Here is a 24,651-nt window from a genome sequence, read left to right on the forward strand (position 1 = left end):
AACTAGCCACAGCCAAAATTCTTCTTGAAATTCCGTTCAGGAATGCCTCCAAACTTATTCCCTTCCTCCGCTTCCTGATTTTTATCAGGCCTGACAGAAGTCAGCTCTTTTGGCCTGTCATTTTCCTTATTTCGGCCTTCGGATTTCGCTTTTCTTCGTTTTTTCATGAGAATTTGAATGAATGACAAGAATCAGGTTTGAAAACCGAAACAAATTTAGCAATTTTGAACTAATCTAAATAAGAATAGAGGATGAGAACAGTAGCTGATATGCGTCCGGGAGAAAGGGGAACTGTTACAGGATTTTCTGATCAGGAGCTTTCCATAAAGTTATTAGAGATGGGTGTTTTGCCTGGTACGGAAGTTATTATGAAGATTATTGCCCCCTTTGGTGATCCGGTTTGCATAGAAGTATCTGGCTATAACCTATCCATGAGAAAGAACGAGGCATCGACGATTTCACTCCTCTAAAGAATGCCCGATTCACATAAAGTTAAAGTTGCGCTCGTAGGAAATCCCAATGCGGGTAAATCTTCTCTGTTCAACTACCTCACCGGCCTCAATCAAAAAATTGGCAATTTCCCGGGAGTTACTGTAGATAAAAGGACTGGTCAGGCGCAATTGCCCAATGGCCAGGTAATTGATTTGCTTGATTTGCCAGGCACCTATAGTATCTATCCTCGTTCGATGGATGAGCAGGTGGTGGTCGATACGCTCCTTAATGAAAATGCGGCCGACTACCCTGATGTCGTCATAGTCATTGTCGATGCCTCCAACCTGAAAAGAAACCTTTTACTTTTTACTGAAGTTCACGACCTCGGCATTCCGGTCATTCTCGCCCTCAATATGATGGACGTGGCCAGCCAGAAAGGGCTGGACATTAACGCTACTGCTCTAAGCAGGGTGCTTGAGGTTCCGGTTGTTTCAATCAACGCCAGAACGGGCGCCGGGCTCGACAGACTAAAAAATGCACTAACCATTCCTCTTGGCCCGGTTACACCCCCGCTTTACGACGTACTGGCATTGGCCCCCGAAGCAATAGAGGAAACAAAAAAACAGCTGGGACTGGACCACAACTACAAGGCATACCAATACCTGATCAACTCCCCCACTTTGCCGAGCCTCAACGGTGACGGCGAATCGATTGCCAAGCACATTATTCAGAAGCACGACCTTGAGGTGAGAGTTATTCAGGCTCATGAAACGCTTGAGCGCTACTCAATGATTGATGGTATTCTTGCCAAGGTGCTAAGCAGAAAGCCTACCCAGGAACAACGCCAGTTTTCGAACAAGCTCGACAGAGTCTTGACACACAAGGTATGGGGCTACCTTATCTTCTTTCTGGTGCTTTTCCTTATGTTTCAGTCAATTTTTGCCTGGGCTGAACCGATGATGGATTTTATAGACTTGACTTTTTCTGCGCTGTCAGATTTTGTAGGGTCTGTTCTGCCTGACGGCATTCTCAATCGGCTAATCACGGAAGGCATCTTACCCGGCATTGGCGGCATAGTTGTCTTTATTCCCCAAATTGCCTTCCTGTTTGCCTTCATCGCTATCCTTGAAGAATCAGGCTATATGGCGAGAGCAGTTTTTCTCATGGATAAGATCATGAGAAAGTTTGGTCTGAATGGAAAAAGTGTGGTTCCCTTGATTTCCGGAGTTGCCTGTGCTATTCCCGCAGTGATGGCCACCCGAAACATCGACAACTGGAAAGACAGGATCGTGACCATCATGGTGACGCCCCTGATGAGCTGCTCGGCAAGGCTGCCAGTTTACACCATATTGATTGCCCTTGTAGTACCTTCTACCTCTGTTCTCGGGTTCTTCAGTCTTCAGGGAGTGGCCCTGATGGGAATGTATTTGCTCGGCTTTATCGCTGCTTTGCTCTCCGCCTATGTAATGAAGCTCATTATGAAAATGAAAGAACGCAGCTTCTTTCTTATGGAGCTTCCGATTTACAGAATGCCGAGATGGAAAAATGTGGGTATCACCATCGTTGAAAAAGTAAAGACTTTTGTCTTCGAAGCGGGAAAAGTGATTTTGGCAATTTCCATAGTGTTATGGGTGCTTGCCTCCTACGGACCAGGCGACGCTCTCACTAATGCCGAAGAAACCGTACAAAAAGAGAGCACTCATCTGAATCTCTCGGAAGAGGAGATGAATGACAGAGTTGCCTCCTATAAGCTTGAGCACAGCTATGCTGGCTACCTGGGCAAGGTAACAGAACCGGTTATTGCTCCCCTGGGCTATGATTGGAAAATTGGCATTGCCCTTATTACCTCGTTTGCTGCCAGAGAAGTGTTCGTAGGAACAATTGCCACCATATATAGTGTAGGCTCGGCAGGAGAAGACAATACAACCATTAGGCAAAGACTGGAAAAAGAAAAAAATCCAAAGACCGGCGGGCCCATGTTTACCCCAGCTGTTGCCTTCTCGCTACTGGTGTTTTATGCGTTCGCCATGCAATGCATGAGCACCATTGCTATCGTGTACAGGGAAACCAAAGGCTGGAAATGGCCTGCCATTCAATTAATTTATATGTCTGCGTTGGCCTATTTGTCCGCTTTGGCCGTATACAATTTGTTGTCGTAGGAACAAATCGCAGAAATGGACGAAAAAGAAGCATTTTTTAAAGCTCGTATTACCACATTTGAGCGCCAAACATCAGAAGTTGCTAACAAGCTCAGAGAGTGGTCTGCCTATAGAATTGGGGTTTTTATAGTATCAACAATTGCCGTGGTTTATTTCGCCAATGCGAGAATGGCATGGCCAATTTTTTTAACGTTGGCTGGCTTTTTTGTGATTTTTGGCTCCCTGGTAAATTTGTATAATAAAACGAAAAAGAAGCTTTCGTTTCTTAAGTCGATGCTGGCGGTCAATCAAGATGAAGTCAGAAGGCAACAGCTCGACATAAAGCACCTTTCGGATGGCAAGGAATTTCTCAGTGAAAATCACCCGTATGTAGCCGACCTGGATATTTTCGGGCGGCATTCCATTTTTCAGCTCGTTAACCGGGGGTCTACGCCATCGGGAACTGCCACACTGGCATCCTGGTTAAGCTTCCCGGCAAAGGCCGATGTTGTTAGCCCAAGGCAGCTGGCTGTTCGTGAGCTTGAAAGCCAAATCGAGTGGAGGCAGTCGTTTGAAGCGTTTGGGAGGATGAACCTCCCGGATAAGTCAAAGCCGGTAGTACTATTAGAACAGCTTTTGTCAAAACCCGCCCCCATCTCTCAAGGGTTTAAAATCTGGGCGGCCGTTTCAATGGCGATTTCCCTTATCATTTACGGGTTAGCCATTTCTTCGGTGTTGATTTGGCAGTGGGTGTTTCTAGCGGCCATTTTCAATAGCTTCTTTCTTGTTGCACTGATGAAGTCAATGAACGAGGAGTATCAAAAAATGCAGGGCCTTTCAAAACAGCTATCCATCTATGTAGATTTATTTAGCTGCATTGAAACGGGCAAGTTTGAGAACAGTTTGCTTGGTGAGCATCGATCCGCTTTAATAAACCCCGGGCCTTCGGCATCCGTTGCCTTCAAGAAATTACATGACGTGGTAAACCGGTTCGACAGCCGAATCAATATGGTTTATCAAATACTCAACTCGTTTCTTCTGCTCGACTTTTGGCTTGTTACATTGGCGCAGAAATGGTTTGACGAAAATATTGACCACGTCGGTGGATGGATGGAAGCGCTTGGCAAAATGGAGGCCATTAGCAGCTTAGCTGGATTTGCTTTTGCGAACCCGGCGCATGTCTTCCCTGAAACATCAGAACGGGATTTTGATCTAAAGGCCAGTCAGCTCGGCCACCCTTTGATTCCAGCGGCGAAACGAGTTGTAAATGATTTTGTGCTTGATGGCAAGGGGTTGATCCTGATTACAGGGTCTAACATGTCAGGAAAGAGCACGTTCCTTCGAACAGTGGGAGTGAACTCTGTGCTGGCCTTGGCCGGAGCCCCGGTTTGCGCCAGCAGCATGACAATCTCCTATATGGAGCTCTTTACCAGCATGCGCACCCACGATGACCTTTCCGAAAGCGTGTCGTCTTTTTACGCAGAGCTAAAAAGGCTTAGGCAGCTTTTGGATCTACTGGAAACTGGTGCTCCTGTTCTTTACATGCTGGACGAAGTATTGAAAGGCACCAACTCAGAGGACAGGCATATTGGCACGAAGGCACTCGTAAGGCAGCTGCTCAGAGAAAAGGCGGCTGGCTTTATTTCTACTCATGACCTCACTTTAAGCGAGCTTGGTAATACCGACCCTCTTGTCAGCAACTTCAGCTTTAACAGCCTTGTGAAAGGCGATGAGCTGCTGTTCGACTACAAGCTGACTGAGGGGCCCTGCAAAAGCTTCAACGCCTCACAACTGATGAAGAATATAGGAATAGAAATAATTCCCTAATTTCGCTGCATCAAACCATGGCAACAGTAAACAGAAAAATTGGCATTCTAGGTGGTGGCCAGCTTGGGCGCATGCTCATACAGTCCGGCATCGATTTTAACATCCCTTTCAAAGTAATCGATCCTGACCCTTCAGCTCCCTGCAAAGACCTTGTAGACGGATTTGTTAACGGCAATCTCAAAGACTTCGACACAGTCTATAAATTTGGTAAAGACTGTGATGTTGTTACCATAGAGATTGAACATGTGAACACCCAGGCTCTCAGAAAGCTAGAAGAAGAGGGTAAGAAGGTTTTCCCACAGCCCCATATTATTGAGCTGATCCAGGACAAGCGACTTCAAAAACAGTTCTATCAAAAAGAAGGCATTCCTACCGCTGAATTTGTGCTGACTGAAAATGCGGCCGATGTAGCCACTCATGCTGATTTCCTGCCGGCAGTAAACAAGCTTGGAAGAGAAGGCTATGATGGGCGTGGTGTGCAGGTAATCAGGTCGGAAAAAGACCTGACCAAAGCATTTGACCAACCGGGGCTTTTGGAAAAACTGATAGATTTTGAAAAAGAGCTTTCTGTAATAGTTGCCCGAAATGAGCAGGGTGAAATCAAAACTTTCCCGGTAGTGGAATTGGTTTATCATCCCGAGGCGAATCTCGTTGAGTTTCTTTTTTCTCCAGCCCAGATTTCAAGCGAAGTGGAACAGAAGGCCAGGGCTCTTGCTGAAAAAGTGATCACCAAACTTGGGATGGTTGGGCTGCTCGCCGTGGAGATGTTTCTTACCAAAGACGGCGAGATTCTCGTTAATGAAGTGGCCCCCCGGCCTCATAATAGTGGACACCAGACGATAGAGGCAAACATTACCTCACAATATGAGCAACACCTGAGATCCATCTTAGGGTGGCCCCTGGGGAGCACCAGGGCCCACACTCCTGCAGCGATGGTCAATTTGCTGGGAGAAGAAGGCTTTCAGGGAGAGGCGGTTTATGAAGGTTTGGAGGAAGTTTTGCAAAAAGAGGGAGTACATCCTCACCTTTATGGCAAAAGGCTAACAAAGCCTTTTAGAAAAATGGGGCACGTGACGATAGTCAACGAAAGTGCTGAAGACCTGAAAACCCTGGCTTATTGGGTAAAAGATAAACTGAAAATAAAAGCATAAAATGGCTGACGATAAAAAACCAATAGTGGGTGTGATCATGGGTAGCCAGTCGGACCTCACTGTGATGCAGGAGGCTGCAGAAATACTGGAAGAGCTTGGCGTTCCCTGCGAAGTAACCATTGTCTCAGCACATCGCACCCCACACAGAATGATTTCCTACGCTGAAGAAGCCCGCAAACGAGGCCTGAAAGTAATTATAGCCGGTGCGGGCGGTGCAGCGCACCTGCCAGGCATGGTCGCTTCCATCACCACCCTGCCAGTGATTGGAGTACCTGTCAAATCCAGGAACTCTATCGACGGTTGGGACTCCATCCTTTCCATACTGCAAATGCCCGGTGGTATTCCTGTAGCTACTGTAGCACTGGACGGCGCCAAAAACGCAGGCATTCTTGCAGCTGAAATTGTCTCTACGTTTGATGAAAAGGTTGCTGACGCTTTGCAGGCCTACAAAGACAAACTAAAATCTACAGTCGAAGAAAGTGCCACCAAGCTGGAAAATCAGGGGTGGAAGTCCGCACAAATAGGTTTCAAAAAATAGCTAAGCTACAACTGCTAGTTGTTTACCAATTCAGGTTTTTTCGGGAAGATAAGTGAGAGTATGATAGATCCTATCAACACCACCAAAATCATACTGAATGACCATATAACCGGGACGTGAATACTGAAAATATCCACCAGCATCTTCGCTCCAATGAATATGAGGATGATCGCCAAGCCCTTCTGAAGCAGATAAAACTTATCAAGGACGTTAGACAGCAAGAAGAACATCGCCCTTAGTCCCATCACGGCAAAGATATTGGATGTGTAGATGATGAACGGGTTCTGAGTGATCGCAAACGCAGCGGGAATAGAGTCGACAGCAAAAATGAGGTCGGTAGATTCAATAAGAATGATAACCAGAAAGAGCGGTGTAAATATAAGTTTACCTTGTTTGAAGATCACAAATCTGCCGCCCATGTCTCCTTTTGAGATGGGAAAGAACTTTCTGGCAAGTTGAATGAGGGGATTCTTCTCCGGTTCAATTTCCATATCCTCATCATCCTTGAATATTTTAAGCCCAGAATAGACAAGAAACACCCCGAAGACGTACAGAATCCAATGTGCTTTACTAATCAAAAGCGCTCCGACGAAAATGAATATCGCCCGGAAAATGATGGCCCCCAATATCCCCCAAAAAAGAATACCATGATAGTATTCATCCTTCACTTTGAAGTACCGAAGGATAAGAAGAATAACAAATATGTTGTCAATACTTAGCGCTTTCTCTGTGAGATATGCCGAGTAGAATTCCAGCATACTTTCATAGGGCGTAACACCAGGCACAGGGTTTTCATAGTAGAAATAGATGACCCCACCGAAAATAATAGAAACAACAACCCAAAAGAGCGATTGCTGAAGCGCATCCTTTTGGCTAATCTTTCCGGGTTTTTTGTGAAAAACACCTAGATCAAGAATTAAAAAAATAGTGATTACAATACCGAAAATGCCGTACAAGAGGTTTTCACTGTTGGCTAGCAGTTGATCAAGCATAAACAAGAGGCGTTAGGACACAGGTCAAAAAGGGCATTGTAAAGAAAATAATAGCTGCGGTTTTTTTCAAACGACCGGCAAATTAAACAAGAATTAGGCAATATAAAAAACGATGCCAGGAGTCACAAGAGTGGATTGTGTTGGAAATGTACAATTTAAAGGCCCCACAAAATACGTATAAATATCAGTAGGATAGCTGACCTTATCAGAAATCCTATTTGAGGCGAACGAAATTGTTTGAATTAACTCATTTAATTTGATAATACTACGGTTTTTTTGTAAAATCATTGTATAAAAGAGTTGTATGCTAGGTGGTTATACTTTAGATCTTATCCTTGTTGGGATTGCTTATCTGATACTCGTGTATCTGATGGTCACTCTTATGAAGAAGAGAAATAAAGATGTCGGCGGGCATGACGACGACGACGACGGAGGTATCACTGTCAAAGGGCCTCCGGAAATTGATCTTCCCCCTGGCGTTTGCCTGCCAGACGGCAACCCAAGACTTGTACTTATTGACGAAGAAGAGCGGGAAGAAATGCCTGTTTGAGTTATTGCTGACAGTCCTTACAGTAGCCCGTCACCAGCATGCTTACATCCATCAAAACATACCCTGCCGGTAGTTTTATTCCTGGAATGTCTGATTCGTCGAGGCAAGTTGTGAGCCCACACCGGATGCATTTAAAGTGAACATGCTCATGCTTATGTAAGTCTTCGGAGCAGTCGGCATTGCACAAAGCATATTTCTGAGCTCCATTATCATCAAGCACTTTATGAATCAAGCCCTTGTCCACAAAGGTCTTTAGTGTTCGGTACACAGTCACCCGGTCGTAATGTTCGCTTACCCTGTCCTCAATATCGGCGTGGGACAAGGCAAAATCGTGCTCATAGAATATAGCAAGTATATCCGTTCTGCATTGCGTGTTTCGCAGCCGGTGTTCTTTTAGTGTTTCTTTTAAAACTATTTCTGACATTCCTGTAAGCTACCGGGTGGATGTTGTACAGTAATTTTTAAACAATATACGAAGCTCCTGACTAGACTGAAAATGGTTTTCACTATCATTAGGACACTTCCAGTTGCAGCTTAACAAGCTGACTGTATTTACCTTCCTCGTCAGTGGTCAGTTCGTCGTGAGTCCCTTGCTCAGTAATTTGCCCATCGCCTATCACATAAATACGGTCTACCTTTCTAATCGTAGCCAGGCGGTGGGCAATGATGATCGTTGTGCGATCTTTCATGAGTTTCTCCAGTGCATCCTGCACCAGTCGTTCTGACTCCGCATCCAGCGAGCTGGTGGCCTCGTCAAGTATAAGTATTGAAGGATTCTTCAATATGGCCCTGGCGATGGCAATCCGCTGCCGCTGCCCTCCGCTTAGCTTTATGCCCCGTTCGCCGACAATGGTATCAAATTGCTCGGGAAAGCTCAAAATAAAGTCCAGGGCGTTGGCCTGACGAGCCGCTTCCACTACTTCGTCTTCTGTAGCGTCGGGTTTACCGTAGCGAATATTTTCTAAAATAGTTCCGCCGAATAGAATCACTTCCTGAGGCACAACACCGATGTGTTTCCGCAAAGCTGAAATAGAATAGGATTGGTTGTCCTTTCCATCAATCAATATTTTTCCTGTATCTGGCTGATAAAACCTCATCAGCAGCTGAATGATTGTTGACTTACCAGCGCCACTTTGACCTACCAGCGCCACTTTACTACCATGAGGCACGTGGAAGCTTATGCTCTTGAGCACTGGCATTTCTTTACGGGTAGGATAACTAAAGGTCACATTTTCGTAAGCAATCTCACCTTCTACAATGATCGATTCCTGCTCCTTGCTTTCGACCTCCTCAGGTTCCTCAAGAATTTCCAGAATCCGCTCCGAAGCGCCAATCGCCTTCTGTATCTGACCAAACAAATCCCCGAGGCCGGCAATTGACCCACCAATGAAAGTGGTGTAGAGCACGAATGACAGCAGGTCGCCAACCGTCAGCTCTCCGTTTTGCACGAGCGTGGCGCCATACCACATCACACCGACTATGCCTCCGAACAAGGCAAAAATCACAAAAGAGATAAAGCCTGCACGGTAGGTAGCGGTTTTCAAAGCCACTTTAACTACCGCCGACATTGAGGCTCGGTAACGTTTTATCTCATACTGCTCATTTGTAAAGGCCTTTACCGTGTGGACAGACTGGAGCGTCTCCTCAGCCACTACGCTGGCATTAGCCAGAGCGTCCTGGGTTTTCTTTGACATTTTTCGAATAAACCTTCCGAAGAACATTGCTGCCACAATTAAAACAGGGAAAGTGGCCAGCATAAAAACACTCAGCGACGGCATCGTGTAAAAAATCAACCCAAGGCCAATGATCAAGATTGATGTTTGACGAATCAGCTCGGCCAGCGTTACGGTGAACGTGTCCTGAATCATGGTCACATCCGAAGTAATTCTGCTGATCAGCTCTCCTGTTCTCTTGCTGTCGTAAAAGGTAATGGGCAGCCTGATAAGCTTTTGATAAAGATGGGTTCTTATATCTGCGACTGTGCGCTCAGACACGGTTGCGAAGAAATAAACCCGAAAAAAGGAGACAATGCTTTGCACCAGCAAAATCCCAATGAGTGCCAGGGCTATCGACGTGATGTCATTCAGCAACCAGGATCCCTTGCCGGAGGCAACATCGATAAGTTTGCCGGCCACATAAGGAAAGGACAGCAGTATGCCACTTGTAAAAAGCAATAGAACCAAGCCGACTATGAATCCAGCCTTATAGGGCAAAATAAATCTGAAAACACCTAAAAGCTTTTTGAAATTATCTTTATTGAGGGGACGCTTCTCTTCTTTTTCAAGTGTGGAGAACCGTGAGTTACTTCTTGCCATCAGCTACTTATATCAAACAATATTCAAAAACCTTAAGCAATACATTGGGTACTGACAAAAAGTTTTGTTCCGTGCAAAGTTAAGAACCTAATCCCCGAATCGGGAGAGAAATCAGATGACAATTTCTGCGGCTTGACAGAAATCATCAATGACTCTTATAAAATTCATTGTAATTATCAGAAATATGACAAATATTCATGTCTGGATATTGTTCAGTTCGTCTACCCATTTAGGGGACAAGCTATTGTTGAGCCAAATATCCTTTTAAGTAAAAAGTGCCAATATAATCAATCCGTCATGTACCCACTTCAGCGAATTCTTGTTTGCCTAGACTTGTCACCCATCGATCAGACTCTGATGGAGTATACGGCTCATCTTTGCAAAGCGCTTCCAGAAGCAAAAGTCTATTTCATTCACGTCTCCAAAAAACTCGAGATTCCTGAAGAGATTAAGAAAATGTTCCCGAACATCACCGGGCCGGCAGATGAGGCGCTTGAAAAAGGAATCAATGACGAGGCCTCCAAGTATTTTGCGAATAAATGTGACACGCCTTATGAGGCAGTGGTGAAAGACGGCAACGAGACTGAACAGATTTTGAAATGGTCGCAGGTTAAGGAAATAGACCTGATTGTGATGGGGCTAAAAAAATCTTTGAAGGGTGCTGGCACCAATGCAGCAAAAATTACCGCCATCTGTCATGCGTCAGTGTTGTTTGTGCCTGAAAACGCTTCTTTCAAACTGGACAGGGTGCTGGTACCTGTCGATTTTTCCAAAAACTCTGCCATGGCAGTTGATCAGGCCATGGCCTTAAAAAAATTGGGAAATGTGGAAGTCCTTCTTCAAAATGTTTACAAAGTTCCCGTTGGTTATCACTACACTGGCAAACAGTATGTTGATTTTGCCATAATCATGAAGCACAATGCCGAAAAGCAGATGAAGACATTTTTAAGTGCATATCAAATCAACGAGGAGGATGTAATACAAGTTTTCAACCTTGATGAAGATGACAAGCCGGCTGATGTGATTTTTACGGAGGCCAAAGTGCAAGCCGCCGACATGATCATCCTCGGTTCGAAGGGGAGAACCATGGTCGCTGCCATGCTTATGGGAAGTGTCGCCGTTGAGCTCTTGCGTGTCAACAAAGAGATACCCTATATGATAGTGAAAGACAAAAAGGCAAACATGGGATTCATGCAAGCCTTCAAAAACCTCTAATTGAGCGCTTTTGACTCAATTTGATAGTTTACAGTGTCCTTCATCAATATTTTTTGAAAGCCCTTGATACTGTAGCCTTCCAAAGTGGACACGCCGTTTTGGGCAGCAAAGGTGGCAAATAGCTCACGACTGTTTTGGTACAATGCGTTTTCCTCTTCGAACCTACCTGAAAAAGCGACCACATTCCCCTGATCATCATATTCAAGCTTCATCCACTGCACACCAGATTCAACCTCTGGCTTCTTTTTGTAAAGAACGCTGCTGCCATTAGATGAATTGGCCTTTTCCTCACTGAACGCCCCAACCAGCACAGCTTTGTTAATGTCCATATTAATGAACATAGACAATTCCTTAGTCCATTCAAGGCTATCAAACTTCAACGTCTTCGTCTCAGTGAGGCTATCAATAGAGGCAGATTTTTCAAACGAAACGTTTTCAATAAGCTTAGCCTGCGACAGAAACAGCTCAGCCACATCAAAGTAAGCCGAAATTTTTTTCGCTGAGGAGCTGGTTTCACAGCCACTCAGCGCCAGGCCCAATATTAATGAGCCAATAACAATATTCCTCATATAAGTTCTTCGCCAGTCATTTCTGCTGGCTTTGGAATGCCAATCATCTTAAGAATCGTTGGCGCCAAATCTCCGAGTTTTCCGTCCTTAATCGGGCCACGATAGTCGTTGTCTACGAGAATACATGGCACAGGGTTAGTGGTGTGGGCTGTATTGGGTGATCCATCTTCATTGATCATCATGTCGGAATTGCCGTGGTCAGCAATGATAAAGGTGCTGTAGCCATTTTCAAGGGCCACATTGACAACAGCCTCAGCACAACGATCAACCGTTTCAACCGCTTTCACCGCTGCTTCAAACACACCGGTGTGGCCCACCATATCGGGGTTGGCGAAGTTGAGGCAAACAAAGTCGGTCTCCTGCTTCTTTAACTCCGGGATAATGGCATCACGAATGTCCTCAGCGCTCATTTCGGGCTTCAAATCGTAGGTGGCCACCTTTGGCGATGGGCAAAGAAGCCTTTTTTCTCCATCGAAAGGTTCCTCCCTTCCTCCTGAGAAAAAGAAAGTAACGTGGGGATATTTCTCTGTTTCTGCTATTCTGATCTGCTTTTTGCCATGGGCTGCAAGCACTTCACCTATTGTGTTGGTAAGGTTGTCCTTATCGAACAGCACTTTCACGTCTTTGAAGGTGTCGTCGTAATTGGTCATGGTCACATAGTAGAGTGGCAATTTCTTCATGCCGTGCTCTGGAAAGTCTTTTTGAGTGAGCACTTCTGTAATCTCCCTTCCTCTGTCGGTACGGAAATTGAAGCACAAGACAACATCACCTTCTTCTATCACAGCCAATGGTTTTCCGGCAGCGTCCGTATGGATGATAGGCTTGATGAATTCGTCGGTAACATTTTCATCGTATGAGGCCTGCATTTCTTTCAATACATCGCCAGTTTTTTTGCCCTCACCTTTTACCATAGCATCGTAGGCCAGCTTCACCCGCTCCCAACGCTTGTCTCTGTCCATAGCAAAATAGCGGCCAGTGATGCTTGCAATGGCTCCGGCCGTTTTGCTCATATGCGACTGAAGGTCTTTCAGAAAGCCAAGCCCCGATTTAGGGTCGCAGTCACGGCCGTCAGTGAAGGCGTGCACAAATACTTTCTCAAGCCCCTTTTCATGGGCCAGAGAGCATAGCCCCTTTAAATGCAGAATATGTGAATGAACACCGCCATCGGAAACCAATCCAATGAAGTGCACCTTCTTATTGTTCTTTTTCGCATAATCCAGTGCCTTGATCAGCTCTTCGTTATCACCAAGTGTGTTTTCTTCAACTGCCTTGTTGAGCTTTACCAGATCCTGGTACACTACTCTTCCGGCTCCGAGGTTCATATGGCCTACTTCGCTGTTGCCCATTTGCCCGTCTGGCAAGCCAACCAACAGACCCGAAGCCTGAAGCTTGCTGTGCGGGTATTTTTTATAGAGTGAGTCTACGAATGGCGTATTTGCAGCGTCTACAGCAGACACTTTCGGGTTGGAAGCTATTCCCCAACCATCTAAAATCATCAGAATTACTTTCTTATTCATGGAGGCAAATATACGGTTGTCCTTTTTTCTTTTGTAACTGCTGCCTGATTATGTTAGTTTCATTCTGTTAAATTGTAGTTTCTATTTTTCAAACTGCTCAATAGTGGCGCAATTTTTGTTATCAACAACTGTTGAATTCAGAATCATGAAACGGTTTACAATATTATTTCTTTTTACTGCTACCATGGCCTTTGGCCAAACACAAACGGAAGTGGTAGGCAATGTGAAAGCGGCTATTAAAGCGGGCTCTTCCAAAGAGCTTGTTCGCTATTTCAACGAAACTGTGTCGCTAAATGTAGACGGCGAAAAGTCAAATTACAGTAAAACACAGGCTGAAATAATTATGAAGGATTTCTTCAAAGAAAACCCTCCTTCATCATTTGACTATATACACCAGGGAAATTCGAAGGAAGGTTTGCTCTACACCATTGGTCAACTTTCGCACCCCAACGGAACCTACAGGGTTTACATGCTGCTGAAGTCGTTCAATGGCAAGTATCTGGTAGATACGCTTGACCTGACAAAGGAATAGTCTGACAATATCATCCTAAAAAAAGCCGGTGAAAGCCGGCTTTTTTGGTTAACTGCAAGGGGTTTCAATTTAGCTTCCCAGCTTTTCCTCCTTCTTGTCGTTGTTTGGAGCCACGTAGGGCACACCTTTCTCTTCCAGCATTTTGTTGTAGGCCGGAACATCATCATTCAAAATCTGCATGATCTCCGTTTTTCTAGTATTCCAGATTTCCTTCAAATCACTATAGCGTTCCTTCTCGCCATCCGTAAGCGGGGGTGAGTTCCCGTCAATGGTTTGCAAAAGGTCGTACAGCTGGCTATCGAGCATGCTGCGGAAGTTGACCACGTCCTGAAATGTCTCCTGCTTCGGCTGGATCAGTTTTTCTTCAGTCGCTCCCACTTTCTTTATAATGGCCTTGCTTTTGTCATTGATCGATTTGTATTCGTCCGAATCGCCCAGTCTTTCATCCATGGCTTTCAGTTGCTTGCGCACTTGCTGAAGGTCTTTCAGCGATTGGTATATGTCCTCAATGTCCAGCGCTATTCTTTCCAGCACTTGCTGCTTTTCCCGATGCTGCGCCAGAGTAGCAGCGTCCCTAGGGTCAGGAAGTATGTTGAGTGCCTGCTGCATTGTTTTGTCGCCAAAGGTCAGGGTTATTGTGTAAGTGCCTGGGCCTACCATGTAGCTCGACATGCCCCCGCCACCAAAGCTAGGCACAAATACGCCGTCTGCTGTTTCGATATTCTCGCCCCGCAAGTCCCACTTCAGCACATTCATGCCCGCTTTTTTTGGAAGTTGCTCAGCCTTCTTTTTGGAAGTACTATTGAAAGTTCTTAAGACCTTGCCTTCAGCATCAGCCATTTCAATTTTTAACAAAGTGGAGTCTTTTTCTCCCATTTCCTTCAGGTGATATCGGATAAGGGCTCCTTTATAAACGCTTTTGCCAACAGTCACATTAGGTAAATCGAAAGCATTACCACTTTTTACCACTTCCCGTGGTTTATACAAGTAGGCGTCCGTAGTTGCTACCTGCGGGGTCAGTTCCTGCAAAGCAGTGATGTCATCAAGAATCCAGAATGCTCTTCCTGAAGTAGCCGCCAGCAGGTCGTTATGGTGAATCTTGAGGTCAGTTACCGGCGTCATCGGGAAATTAAGCTTGAACTGGCTCCACTGTTGCCCGGCGTCAAAGCTGATGTAAATGCCTCTTTCGGTGCCGGCAAAAAGCAACCCCTTGCGGTTCGGGTCTTCTCTTACGACTCTCACAAATGCCTTTGCGCCGATACCTTTTGTGAGCATTTGCCAGCTTTGACCGTAGTCTGTCGTTTTGTATAAATAGGGAGTGAAATCCCCGAATTTATATTTCGTAAAGGCTACATAAGCTGTGCCGGGGGTGTGTGGAGATACTTCGATAGAGTTAATCATTCCCTCACCTGCCTCTTTAGGGCTAATGTTCGTCCACGTCTTTCCGGCATCTCTGGTAATATGCAATAAGCCGTCATCTGCTCCTGCCCAAAGCACTTTAGCATCATGCGGTGACTCGGCCAGGTAGTAAATAGTATGATAGATTTCGCCACCAGCGGCCTCGTTGGTAATTGGGCCGCCCATGAGCCCGAGCTTGGTGGAGTCGTCTCTGGTTAGGTCGCCACTCATTTCTTCCCAGGTCAATCCCCTGTTGGTGGACCGGAGTACTTTGTTACCTGCGTGATAAATTGTGTTGGCGTTGTGCTGAGATACAATGATCGGTGCATTCCAGTTGAACCGGTATTTGACTTCGTCGGACGGTTCGCCCAGCCCGCTTTCGGGGTAGGCTTTTATTCCCTTCGTTTTTTTGCTGGCCAGGTTATACTCATCGATAATCCCCTGATAGCAGCCTGCATACATCAGTATTGGGTTGTTAGGATCAAATGCCACATAAGCGCTTTCGCAGCCGCCCACACCGGCAATCCAGTCTTGCCATTCGATGACAGGCCCGTTGGTGCTACTGGGGATGGCTACTGATGAGTTGTCCTGCTGGCCCCCGTACACCCAGTAGGGGAAGCGATTGTCGGCATTAATCCTGTAAAACTGTGCTGTGGGTTGGTTCTCAATCGTACTCCAGGTTTTGCCAGTATTAAAGGAAATAGCAGCGCCGCCATCACCGCCGTACACCATGTTGGCGGGCCTGGCAGGATTGATCCAGATAGAATGAGTATCTCCATGGGGTACAGGAAGGTTGGCAAAGGACTTCCCACCGTCAATGCTTCTGAGCAGCGGGGCATTCATCACGTAAACCACATCTGCATTTGCCGGGTCGGCTTGAATATGCATATAGTACCACGAGCGAGCTCTCAGCACCCGCTCTTTATTCATGTTTTTCCAGGTTTTGCCGGCATCATCCGAACGGTACAAGCCTCCTTCGTCCGATTCGATAATCGCATACACTCTTTCGGGGTCGGCTGGCGAAACTGACACGCCAATTTTGCCCATCATCACTTTCGGCAAACCATCGGAAAGTCTTTCCCAGGTCTCGCCACCATTGACGCTTTTGAATATGCCGCTTCCAGCGCCGCCACTTCTGGAATACCATGGCAGGCGTTGATGGTCCCACATGGCTGCATAAAGAATTCTGGGGTTCGACTCATCCATGCTCAAGTCACTCACTCCTGTGAACTGATTTACAAAATGTACGACCTTGAAGCTTTTGCCACCGTCGGTACTTTTGTAAACGCCCCTGTTATCGCTTGGCCCATACGGATTCCCCTGAACACCCACGTAGATTAAATCTGGATTGGTGGGGTGAATAGCAATTTTAGAAATGTGCATGGAGTTCTCCAACCCGATGTGGCTCCAGGTTTTTCCGGCGTCAGTCGATTTGTAAAGGCCATCGCCACTGGAAGTCATCACCCCACGAATGGGCGCTTCCCCAGTACCCACGTAAATGACATTTGGGTCAGAAGCAGCTACAGAGATTGCCCCAATGGTTCCGGTATTGAAAAACCCGTCAGTAATGTTTTTCCAGGTAATGCCGGCATCGGTTGTTTTCCATACTCCACCACCAACCGTGCCCATATAGTACGTTTGGTCGTCGCCCAGCACACCGGCCACTGCTGTGGACCTGCCTCCTCTTGTTGGCCCAATGTTTCTCCACTCAAGTCCTGCGTAAAGCTTCTCGTCCAGCGCCACTTGCTCCGTTTTTTCTTTGGCTCCCTTTTTCTGGGCAAAAAGCATAGTGGGAATTAGTGCCAGAAGAATCAATAGATTTCTCTTCATCATGTTCAGGTTGGTTATATCTCTAAGTAAATCGCTCTTTTGAAGTAGTATTTTCTTCCAATGTCTTAATTTCGAGCCTAAAGCCCAACACCACTCATAGAACTGGCCGGGAATTTTAGTCTTTGAATACAAAAATAAGAAGCGATGGAAACTGTTGTTAAAGATTTGATGGAGCTTTTCGAAAGGGATATAGATAGGCTACAGAAAGAACTCGAATTGACACCCGACGCTATTTTGTGGAAAACAGCAGGCCAAATCAATAATTCGCCTGGCAATCTTTTCCTCCACCTGGCAGGCAACCTGCAACACTTTATTGGCGCAGTTATTGGCAAAACACCTTTCGTAAGAGACAGAGAGGGGGAGTTTGGTAAAAAGGGACTCCCCAAAAGCGAACTGGCAAGTGAACTACAAGCGACAAGAAAGGCTGTGCTTGAAACGCTGGCTAAAATGACGTCAGAGCAACTGCACAGCAACTACCCTATTGAGGTTTTCGGCAAGCCAATGACGACGCAAAACTTCCTCATACACCTTAGTGGTCACCTTAACTACCATTACGGTCAGATCAATTACTTCCGCAGAATAGTGGCTAGCTAGTATGAAGCGCCTCCTCAAAGTATTGGCGTGGGTGGCAGGCGCTGTTTTAGTACTGGCGTTAAGCCTGCTAACGACGATTGACAGGACTCCCTATCAGGAAATGTCCTACTATGCGGCCATGCATGCCAGGATGGACTCCCTGGCAGCCGCCTACCAAAATTCAGTTGGCGATACGCTGCAAGTTGGCTGGGCGGAAGCTTCCCTGGTTTATCCTGAGTCCATTCCATTGGCTGGATATGGAAAAAGAAAAGGAGCCCATTTTGAAGGCGTTCATGATTCTGTTGGTGTGAAGACGATGCTGTTTTCCAACGGAGAAGCAAAGGCAGCAATCGTAAGCTTCGATCTCCTTATAACACCTCCCGAGGTGGTTATCCGGTTAAAAAACCTGCTTCCGTCATTGGGCTACTCTATGCAAAACACTTTTTTCACCGCAGTACATTCGCACTGTAGCATTGGGGCCTGGAGTCCTGGATTGACAGGAACGTTGTTTGCAGGCACTTACCAACCGGAAGTAGCTGATTTTATTGCTGAAGCGGTGATACAAAGCATAAAGGATGCGGAAGGAAACAGAGAAAAAGCCAAAATCGGTTTTGCGACGTTCGATGCCGGGGAGCTTATTTACAATCGTCTTGTAAAAGAAAAAGGCACGGTCGACCCCTGGTTCAGGGTGATGAAGGTGGTGAAAGACTCCGGCAAAAGTGCCTTGTTTACCACATTTGCGGCACATGCCACCACACTGCCTTCCAGCTTCCTGGCCTTGTCGGCCGACTACCCGGCTGCATTGCGGAAAACCTTTGTCGCCGACTCCCTGGCCGACTTTGTTATATACGGTGCTGGTGCTGTGGGCAGTCAAGGGCCCAATAGTCCAAAAGGAATTGACGGATGGGACAAAGCTGAATACATTTCCGAGCACCTTGCCGATCAGTTTGCCCAAATTAGCTTTTTAATACAGCCGGAATACGTTACGTCGATTTCGAGTGGATACTTGCCATTGGAGCTGAGGCAGCCAAGTTTCAAGGTTTCCGAGAGTATTGCCGCCAGGCCATGGGTATTTTACTGGTTGTTTGGAGACTATGACTCGGGCATCAGCTATTTGAAGATTGGAGACAACCTTTTGGTCGGCACACCTTGCGACTTTTCGGGAGAGCTAATGGCACCACTTGACAGCCTGGCCAGGGCTCAGGGACAAAACCTGATGGTTACCAGTTTCAACGGCGGTTATATAGGTTATATTACCAAAGACGAATGGTATGACCTGAACAAGTACGAGACCCGCACTATGAACTGGTTTGGACCTTATAACGGCGCTTACTTTTCGGAAATAATAGGTGCTATCGTGGAAACGACTACTGAATAATTCTTAAATTCGATAAAACTAGCTCAATGACGACCCAGGAGATCATACAAAGGCTGAGTTTCGCCAAGAGTACTTTGTTCGGTAAGTATCCCATCAAAAGCATGGCTATTTTTGGCTCGTCAGCTCGTGGAGAAGCTGTTGCGGAAAGTGACGTGGATATCGTGGTAGAATTGAATGGACGGATAGGCCTAAAATTCGTAACTATTGCGGATGAGTTGGAAGATGTGTTAGGTAAAAAAGTTGATTTGGTTTCGAGAAAGGCTATAGATGATCGATATTGGAAGCTTATAGAAAAGGATCTCATCTATGTCTGAAAGAGATTCCAAACTCTTGGTAGAAGACATCCTCTCTTCCATCGGCAAAATCGAGCGATACACACTAAACCTTAGCTTCGAAGATTTCCTTCACGATGAGCTTAGAATTGATGCAGTTGTCAGAAATCTTGAGATAATTGGAGAAGCATCAAAGCGTATCCATCCTGACTTAAAACAGTCTTCGCCCATCCCCTGGAGAGAAATTTCAGGGCTTAGAAACAAGATTGTGCATGAATACTTCGGAGTAGATCTGGAAATCATATGGGATATTGTTGAAAATGACCTGTCAATGTTTAGGAATCAGCTACTACTTTTACTTGACAAAATCGGCTAATGCAAAAAGGCACGCACTCTACGAAAAGATTACCATTTCTCTTTTTCTACGTCTTCGTGTTCTATTCCAGCGCTTTCGGCCAGGCACCGGACAGCCTCGATATCATGATTGGCCAAATGATCATGATTGGTCTGGAGGAAAGACAATCTGTTAAAAAGGGAGATTTGCTTCTGCAGGCCATTGAAGATGGCAAAGTGGGTGGGGTGATCTACTTTGAGAAAAACCTGACCAAAACCAATACCGCTGAGAATCTCCGGCAGCTCAACAACACGTTGAAATATGCGTCGGCTATTCCTCTGTGGATTGCCATTGATGAGGAGGGTGGAAGAGTCAACCGGCTTAAGCCAAAGTACGGATTTGTCACAACAAAGTCGGCGCAGGAACTGGGCAAGCAAGGCATTCCCGACAGCACTTATGCCCAGGCCAAGCGTATGGCTGTTCAGCTACGTGAATTGGGTTTTAACCTCAACTTTGCTCCATCGGTGGATGTAGCAGTGAGCCCCGACAACCCTGTGATTGTGAAACTGGGCAGGTCTTTTAGCAGTAACGCTGACTCCGTGGCCCTGCATGCGGCAGCGTTCATCAAGGCCCACCAGGAAGAAAGCATCGTCACTTCCATCAAGCACTTTCCCGGCCACGGCAGCTCCAGCAAAGACACACACAGCAGCATGGCCGACGTGAGCAATAGCTGGCAATTTGGCGAAATCAGACCTTTTAAGCTTCTTATAGATGAAGGGCGCTTGGACGCTGTGATGTCGGCGCATATTGTGAATGCGCACCTCGATCCTGATTCGTTGCCGGCCACGCTGTCAAAGAAAATCGTTCAAAACATCCTCAGAGACTTCATCGGTTTCGACGGGGTTGTTTTCTCCGACGATATGCAAATGCATGCTATCAGCAAACACTATGGCATGGACAAGGCGATTGAGTTGGCCATCAACGCAGGTGTAGATATGCTGCTGATTTGCAACAATGTGGGGCAAACAGAAAGATATTCAGCGAACCAAATCCATCAGATCATCCGGGGAAAGGTAGAAAATGGCGAAATCTCAAAAGACAGAATCAAGCAATCTTATGACAGAATAGTGAAGCTGAAGAGGGCCAGAGGATATTAAATATTTTCCTTCGACCTGTACAACACCTTTCTTGCATTCGACTTTCTCAGTTCCTGTTGTATGTCGGCGATCAGCCCCATTTTCACTGCCTCATCTGCTTTCAGCACAATGATGATCTGGTCTTTGTAAGCCTCCGGTAGGGTGGCTTTTTCCTGGTTGACCCATTGCACCAATTCGCTGACTTTCAAATAGTGGCTCCCGTCGGAAATCAAGGGCTCCGTGCCTAGCCGGGCATTTGCTGGCAGGCCCACCTGAAGCTCCCTGATAAGGGTCTTCATTTCAGCCTTGTTGATATGCTTCGCCTTGGGCACTTCGTACTTTACCAGCTTTTCGTCTGTTCTGATGACAGCCGTCACCATAAAAAAGAACAGCAGTAAGAAGACGATATCAGGAAGTGAAGCCGTTGAAATCTCGGCGTTGAGTATGGTTTTTCTTCTAAAAGCGTTCATGGCGTTACTTGTTTGGTTCTGCAATGGATATGTTCATCGGTATCCCTTCTTTTCCCTTTTCGTACAAGGCTAGCTGCCGGGGATTGTCCAGGTCGAGATGTCGGTACTGGTCACCAGATAATCCTACCCTTTCCCCATATATATCGTAGTAAGCACCTTTCAATTCGTCCAGCACCGCAATAAAAGCTGCGTAGTCTGTACCACGGTTTGACTTTAGCGATACAATGGCCTTTTTAGGAGACTCGGCCAGGTCGCTGGCTGCGCCAGGGTTCAAAATGAACATCTTTACCTCGGCCTTAAGCCCAGCAAGGTCTTCTCTTGGTTCGTCCTGGATCAAAAACTGATTTTTAGAGTTGATGCTTATTTTGAAAAGGTTCCTGTCATTCACCGGCATCACCTCCTGCTTTTCCTTATCAGGCGGCAGCGTAATCATGAGCCCCTTCTCCTGAAGGATAGTGGTGGAGACAAGAAAAAATATGAGAAGCAGAAAAGCGATGTCCGCCATTGAGCCTGTATTGACTGGCTCCTGGTTTAGTTTTCGGGTGATTTTCATGTGTTTAGGCTTTTTTACCTGTATAATCAGGAAGAAGCCTAAAAGTCACAGTTTGATTTGGCCTTTTTACACCAGATTGTTTGCATAAGCAAACTTGATCAGGCCAACAAGAGAGTTGGTCTTTGTTTTTCGAAAGATATTTTTGCGATGAGTTTCCACTGTACGTTCACTGATGAACAGTTCTTCAGCAATGTCCTTATTCGTATATTCTTTCGCTATCAGCTTCAGTATTTCCCTTTCCCGTTCGGTGAGCAGTTTTCCTTCATCGGGGTTTTGCAAGCTTTGTATTAGCAGCGTATTAATCTCACTACTCAGATAAGTTCTGCCAGCCATTATTTGGTCAAGCGCCGCAATAAGCTCCTTCTGTGAGTCCTTTTTTAGCAAGTAACCCTTAATGCCCTCCTTCAGAATTTCCTTTACCAGATGCCCTTCATCGTGCATACTCATAATGAGGATTTTCACCTCTGGTTTTATGCGTTGCATCACTTTTACCAGCCCCAGGCCGTCCATCCCAGGTAAGCTGTAGTCCGAAATGAGAATGTCAACCGGTTCGTTCTGAAGGTATTTCAAAGCATCCTCGGCGGTAGAAGCAGTGCCAGCGACTTCATACTCGTCGGTAGCGTTGAGCAACGACTTGACACCATCCATGAGGATGGCATGGTCATCGACCAGGTACACCTTTGTTCTATTCATTTTTCTAGTTCCGCTAAACTTCTGGATGAATTTAGAGGAAATATTGCTGAAAGGCTTCATGTCTGAAAATTAGTCAGGCAATCAATTTTTCAACATCCCCCCGGCAGGTGATTTTGCACTACGTACCAGCCCTTACTAAAACAGCGCATAGGTAAGCAATGTTTCCACTTTGTTAGCGCCCGTTTTCGATTGATCTCCCTTTAGAATAGCCGGAACGTTCACCGTTAGCATCGTACCTTTTCGGCCTGGGGCCGTGTCCAGATCAATTGTGCCTTTCATAAGATTAGTGCGTGACTGCAAGTTTTTCCACCCGTTTCCCTGGCCCATTTTTAGTATTTTTTCGTCGAAGCCAATGCCGTCGTCTTCGATAGTAAGCGTTATCTCTGCCTCGTCACGTGTGATTTGAATAAAAAGGTTTTTGGCATCGGAATATTTGAGGATGTTGTTGATCCACTCTTGCACGATTCGGTACAAGGATATCTCCTGAATATCGACTAGTCGTTCGTCCAAATCAAAGAAATGACTTTCGGCCCTAAGCTTGCCTGTGTGATTGATTCGTGCCACCAGCTCATTGACCCCAACGGGCAATCCGTGTTGAATCAACGCCTTTGGCATTAAGTTAAAGCATACGTTTTTTAGCTCACCGTACATGTCGTTGAGCACCGACACCGATTGGTTAAACATTCGCTGTCGGTCGGCTGAAGCAGAAGGGGGTGCTGCCGACAGTGAATCGACATTCATTTTCAATACCGAAATAAGCTGGCCAAAACTGTCGTGCAAGTCCTCGGAAAAGCGCTTTCTTTCCCCTTCCACGGAGCTGATCACGGCCCTTAGCAATTCCTCTTGCTTAGCCAGTTTTTCCTCATCCAACTTTCTCTGGTAGCTAAGCCTGGTTCTGGCTCTTACAAGCAGGCCGAGCACGAAAAGCAAAAGTAAGGCGCCTCCAAGTGCCAGCTGGGCGACCCTGCTTTTTTGAATCTCAAGATCTTTTTCGACAAGAGAAAGACGTTGCAGCTCAAGCTCCCGATCCTTTTTTTCGGTTTCGTATTTTGCTTCAAGCTCCAGCGTAGCTTTGGTTTTTTCCTCTTCAAAAGCCTTGTCTCGCAAGTCGATGTACTGTTGCTGGTAGCCAAAAGCTTTTTCATAATTGCCGAGCTGCTGTTCACACCTGGTGATAATTACCAGGGCCTGCATCAGCACGTCGTTGGCTTTGGTGGCAGAGGCTAGCTGGTATGCTTCGGTGGCGTGAGCCAATGCCCTGGTGTATTCTCCCGACGCCAGTTCGTTGCCTGCGAGGTTCTTTAGGGTGAAGGCCACTTCCGTTGTGTTGTTGTTATTTTTGTGCAACGCTAATGCCCGTTTGTAATAATCACGGGCGATCGAAAGCTCCTTCAGACTGTCATAAGCGATGGCCAGATTGCCTAGCGAATAGGCCATGAGCCTACTGTATCCGAGGCTTTCGTAGCCCTGGAGCGATTTTTTGGCAACCTCAATGGCTTGGTTGTAGTTTCCGAGAATAATAAGAATGGAGGCTATGTTTCCCTGCACCACCGACGAGCCGAAAACCGATTGTTCGTTTTCGTAAATTTCGAGTGCCCGTTCGTAGTAAGTGAGCACTTTGGCATAGTCCTTTTGTTTTTTGTACACGATGCCAATGTTGCCAAGTACCATGGCTTCGGAGAAAAGGTCATTGACGGCTTCGTACATCCTTAGGGCCTGAAAGTAGTTGGTCAGCGCCATTTCATCTTTGCCGAGCTGGTCATATACCATGGCAATGTTGTTGAGTGATGCGGCGATGTCTGTAGTGTCGCCAAGCGCCTGTTTGATGGCCAGGGACTTGTTGAAAAAATGCAGCGCACTGTCAAAGTTGCTGGTGGCTTCGTAAACGGCACCGACCGACTGAAGTGATAGCGCCTCTCCTTCCAGATAATTAACTTCCGTCGACAATTTGAGGGCGGATTTGGCGAGCTCCATCGCTTTTGTAGTATTTGCTTGCCGGTAATGCCAGGAAATGGCGTTGAGGGTAGATATTTTATCGCTGCCCGCTTGTTGTGGCAGGACTTTCTCCAAACTGTCGAGCTCGTCATTTTGCGCAAATAAGGCCGCCCCTCCCAAAAGCGAGAAAACAAAAAATAATAATACCCTTAGGCTCATACTGACTGTTGGCTGTAAACCCCTAAAGGTATAAGAGCAACATGGAATTACAAATGCCCCATATGGGGTATAAGGTAACCCAGT

Annotated in this window: 24 protein-coding genes; 13 read left to right on the forward strand and 11 right to left on the reverse strand. The window is 46.2% G+C overall.

Annotated features, from left to right (window positions below):
• Positions 1 to 2 precede the first annotated feature (2 nt).
• Positions 3 to 167 carry a hypothetical protein gene (locus RIF36_RS26240; protein WP_350127795.1) on the reverse strand — a complete coding sequence of 55 codons (165 nt, stop codon included), beginning with the start codon at positions 165 to 167 and terminating at the stop codon, positions 3 to 5.
• A gap of 84 nt (positions 168 to 251) precedes the next feature.
• Between RIF36_RS26240 and RIF36_RS26245 the strand changes: the two genes are divergently transcribed.
• The 5 genes from RIF36_RS26245 to purE are packed head-to-tail and all read left to right on the forward strand — an operon-like array spanning position 252 to position 6,086.
• Positions 252 to 470: a FeoA family protein gene (locus tag RIF36_RS26245; protein WP_151997687.1), complete on the forward strand. Its 219-nt coding sequence runs from the start codon at positions 252 to 254 to the stop codon at positions 468 to 470.
• Positions 471 to 473: 3 nt separating this feature from the next.
• Positions 474 to 2,591: a ferrous iron transport protein B gene (gene feoB / locus RIF36_RS26250; protein ID WP_350127798.1), complete on the forward strand. Its 2,118-nt coding sequence runs from the start codon at positions 474 to 476 to the stop codon at positions 2,589 to 2,591.
• Between the two features lie 15 nt (positions 2,592 to 2,606).
• Entirely contained in the window at positions 2,607 to 4,397 is a 1,791-nt protein-coding gene (locus RIF36_RS26255; RefSeq protein ID WP_350073070.1) for a MutS-related protein, read from the forward strand.
• A 17-nt stretch (positions 4,398 to 4,414) separates the two neighbouring features.
• Positions 4,415 to 5,548, forward strand: a complete 1,134-nt coding sequence (locus RIF36_RS26260; protein WP_350149707.1) for a 5-(carboxyamino)imidazole ribonucleotide synthase — start codon at positions 4,415 to 4,417, stop codon at positions 5,546 to 5,548.
• Between the two features lies 1 nt (position 5,549).
• Positions 5,550 to 6,086 (forward strand): 5-(carboxyamino)imidazole ribonucleotide mutase, encoded by a 537-nt coding sequence (gene purE / locus RIF36_RS26265; RefSeq protein ID WP_350092193.1) that lies wholly within the window; start codon positions 5,550 to 5,552, stop codon positions 6,084 to 6,086.
• 14 nt (positions 6,087 to 6,100) lie between these two features.
• Here the strand turns inward: purE and RIF36_RS26270 are convergent, their stop codons facing one another.
• Complete coding sequence (locus RIF36_RS26270) at positions 6,101 to 7,078, reverse strand: TerC family protein (RefSeq protein WP_151997692.1); 978 nt, start codon at positions 7,076 to 7,078, stop codon at positions 6,101 to 6,103.
• A 382-nt stretch (positions 7,079 to 7,460) separates the two neighbouring features.
• On the opposite strand from RIF36_RS26270, the gene RIF36_RS26275 reads away from it, so the two are divergent.
• A complete protein-coding gene (locus tag RIF36_RS26275; protein ID WP_226940402.1) occupies positions 7,461 to 7,628 on the forward strand; it encodes a hypothetical protein in 168 nt (55 codons plus the stop codon).
• Between the two features lies 1 nt (position 7,629).
• Here RIF36_RS26275 and RIF36_RS26280 read toward each other — a convergent pair whose 3' ends face one another.
• Both RIF36_RS26280 and RIF36_RS26285 read right to left on the reverse strand, forming a co-directional pair.
• Complete coding sequence (locus tag RIF36_RS26280) at positions 7,630 to 8,052, reverse strand: Fur family transcriptional regulator (RefSeq protein WP_151997694.1); 423 nt, start codon at positions 8,050 to 8,052, stop codon at positions 7,630 to 7,632.
• Positions 8,053 to 8,140: 88 nt separating this feature from the next.
• Positions 8,141 to 9,943 carry an ABC transporter ATP-binding protein gene (locus RIF36_RS26285; RefSeq protein WP_350127801.1) on the reverse strand — a complete coding sequence of 601 codons (1,803 nt, stop codon included), beginning with the start codon at positions 9,941 to 9,943 and terminating at the stop codon, positions 8,141 to 8,143.
• Between the two features lie 297 nt (positions 9,944 to 10,240).
• On the opposite strand from RIF36_RS26285, the gene RIF36_RS26290 reads away from it, so the two are divergent.
• Positions 10,241 to 11,158, forward strand: coding sequence for a universal stress protein (locus tag RIF36_RS26290; protein WP_350127804.1), 918 nt, complete (start codon positions 10,241 to 10,243; stop codon positions 11,156 to 11,158).
• Here RIF36_RS26290 and RIF36_RS26295 read toward each other — a convergent pair.
• Together RIF36_RS26295 and gpmI are read right to left on the reverse strand one after the other, a co-directional pair.
• Positions 11,155 to 11,727, reverse strand: coding sequence for a hypothetical protein (locus RIF36_RS26295; protein WP_350127807.1), 573 nt, complete (start codon positions 11,725 to 11,727; stop codon positions 11,155 to 11,157). The two genes, RIF36_RS26290 and RIF36_RS26295, sit on opposite strands and share 4 nt — an antisense overlap.
• The gene (gene gpmI / locus RIF36_RS26300) at positions 11,724 to 13,244 is read right to left on the reverse strand and encodes a 2,3-bisphosphoglycerate-independent phosphoglycerate mutase (protein ID WP_350127810.1); all 1,521 of its coding nucleotides are present in this window, start codon (positions 13,242 to 13,244) and stop codon (positions 11,724 to 11,726) included. Before gpmI ends, RIF36_RS26295 begins: the two co-directional genes overlap by 4 nt.
• 145 nt (positions 13,245 to 13,389) lie before the next feature.
• On the opposite strand from gpmI, the gene RIF36_RS26305 reads away from it, so the two are divergent.
• The gene (locus RIF36_RS26305) at positions 13,390 to 13,776 is read left to right on the forward strand and encodes a DUF4783 domain-containing protein (protein ID WP_151997700.1); all 387 of its coding nucleotides are present in this window, start codon (positions 13,390 to 13,392) and stop codon (positions 13,774 to 13,776) included.
• Positions 13,777 to 13,845: 69 nt separating this feature from the next.
• Here RIF36_RS26305 and RIF36_RS26310 read toward each other — a convergent pair whose 3' ends face one another.
• The gene (locus RIF36_RS26310; protein WP_350127813.1) at positions 13,846 to 17,007 is read right to left on the reverse strand and encodes a VPS10 domain-containing protein; all 3,162 of its coding nucleotides are present in this window, start codon (positions 17,005 to 17,007) and stop codon (positions 13,846 to 13,848) included.
• 141 nt (positions 17,008 to 17,148) lie between these two features.
• Between RIF36_RS26310 and RIF36_RS26315 the strand changes: the two genes are divergently transcribed.
• The 5 genes from RIF36_RS26315 to RIF36_RS26335 are packed head-to-tail and all read left to right on the forward strand — an operon-like array spanning position 17,149 to position 20,718.
• Positions 17,149 to 17,598, forward strand: a complete 450-nt coding sequence (locus tag RIF36_RS26315) for a DinB family protein (RefSeq protein WP_350073048.1) — start codon at positions 17,149 to 17,151, stop codon at positions 17,596 to 17,598.
• Position 17,599: 1 nt separating this feature from the next.
• Positions 17,600 to 18,955, forward strand: coding sequence for a neutral/alkaline non-lysosomal ceramidase N-terminal domain-containing protein (locus RIF36_RS26320; protein WP_350127816.1), 1,356 nt, complete (start codon positions 17,600 to 17,602; stop codon positions 18,953 to 18,955).
• A 26-nt stretch (positions 18,956 to 18,981) separates the two neighbouring features.
• The gene (locus RIF36_RS26325) at positions 18,982 to 19,269 is read left to right on the forward strand and encodes a nucleotidyltransferase family protein (RefSeq protein WP_350073044.1); all 288 of its coding nucleotides are present in this window, start codon (positions 18,982 to 18,984) and stop codon (positions 19,267 to 19,269) included.
• Positions 19,262 to 19,603 carry a HepT-like ribonuclease domain-containing protein gene (locus tag RIF36_RS26330; protein WP_350073042.1) on the forward strand — a complete coding sequence of 114 codons (342 nt, stop codon included), beginning with the start codon at positions 19,262 to 19,264 and terminating at the stop codon, positions 19,601 to 19,603. Before RIF36_RS26325 ends, RIF36_RS26330 begins: the two co-directional genes overlap by 8 nt.
• Complete coding sequence (locus RIF36_RS26335; RefSeq protein ID WP_350127819.1) at positions 19,603 to 20,718, forward strand: glycoside hydrolase family 3 protein; 1,116 nt, start codon at positions 19,603 to 19,605, stop codon at positions 20,716 to 20,718. Before RIF36_RS26330 ends, RIF36_RS26335 begins: the two co-directional genes overlap by 1 nt.
• On the opposite strand, the gene RIF36_RS26340 is transcribed toward RIF36_RS26335, so the two are convergent.
• The 4 genes from RIF36_RS26340 to RIF36_RS26355 form a co-directional block, all read right to left on the reverse strand.
• Complete coding sequence (locus RIF36_RS26340; protein WP_350127822.1) at positions 20,715 to 21,167, reverse strand: ExbD/TolR family protein; 453 nt, start codon at positions 21,165 to 21,167, stop codon at positions 20,715 to 20,717. The two genes, RIF36_RS26335 and RIF36_RS26340, sit on opposite strands and share 4 nt — an antisense overlap.
• 4 nt (positions 21,168 to 21,171) lie before the next feature.
• Entirely contained in the window at positions 21,172 to 21,720 is a 549-nt protein-coding gene (locus tag RIF36_RS26345) for an ExbD/TolR family protein (RefSeq protein ID WP_350127825.1), read from the reverse strand.
• Positions 21,721 to 21,786: 66 nt separating this feature from the next.
• Positions 21,787 to 22,413, reverse strand: a complete 627-nt coding sequence (locus RIF36_RS26350; protein WP_350127828.1) for a response regulator — start codon at positions 22,411 to 22,413, stop codon at positions 21,787 to 21,789.
• A gap of 135 nt (positions 22,414 to 22,548) precedes the next feature.
• The gene (locus RIF36_RS26355; protein WP_350127831.1) at positions 22,549 to 24,567 is read right to left on the reverse strand and encodes an ATP-binding protein; all 2,019 of its coding nucleotides are present in this window, start codon (positions 24,565 to 24,567) and stop codon (positions 22,549 to 22,551) included.
• Between the last annotated feature and the right edge of the window lie 84 nt (positions 24,568 to 24,651).

This window comes from Imperialibacter sp. (assembly GCF_040222815.1).
In the GTDB taxonomy this organism is placed as follows: domain Bacteria; phylum Bacteroidota; class Bacteroidia; order Cytophagales; family Cyclobacteriaceae; genus Imperialibacter.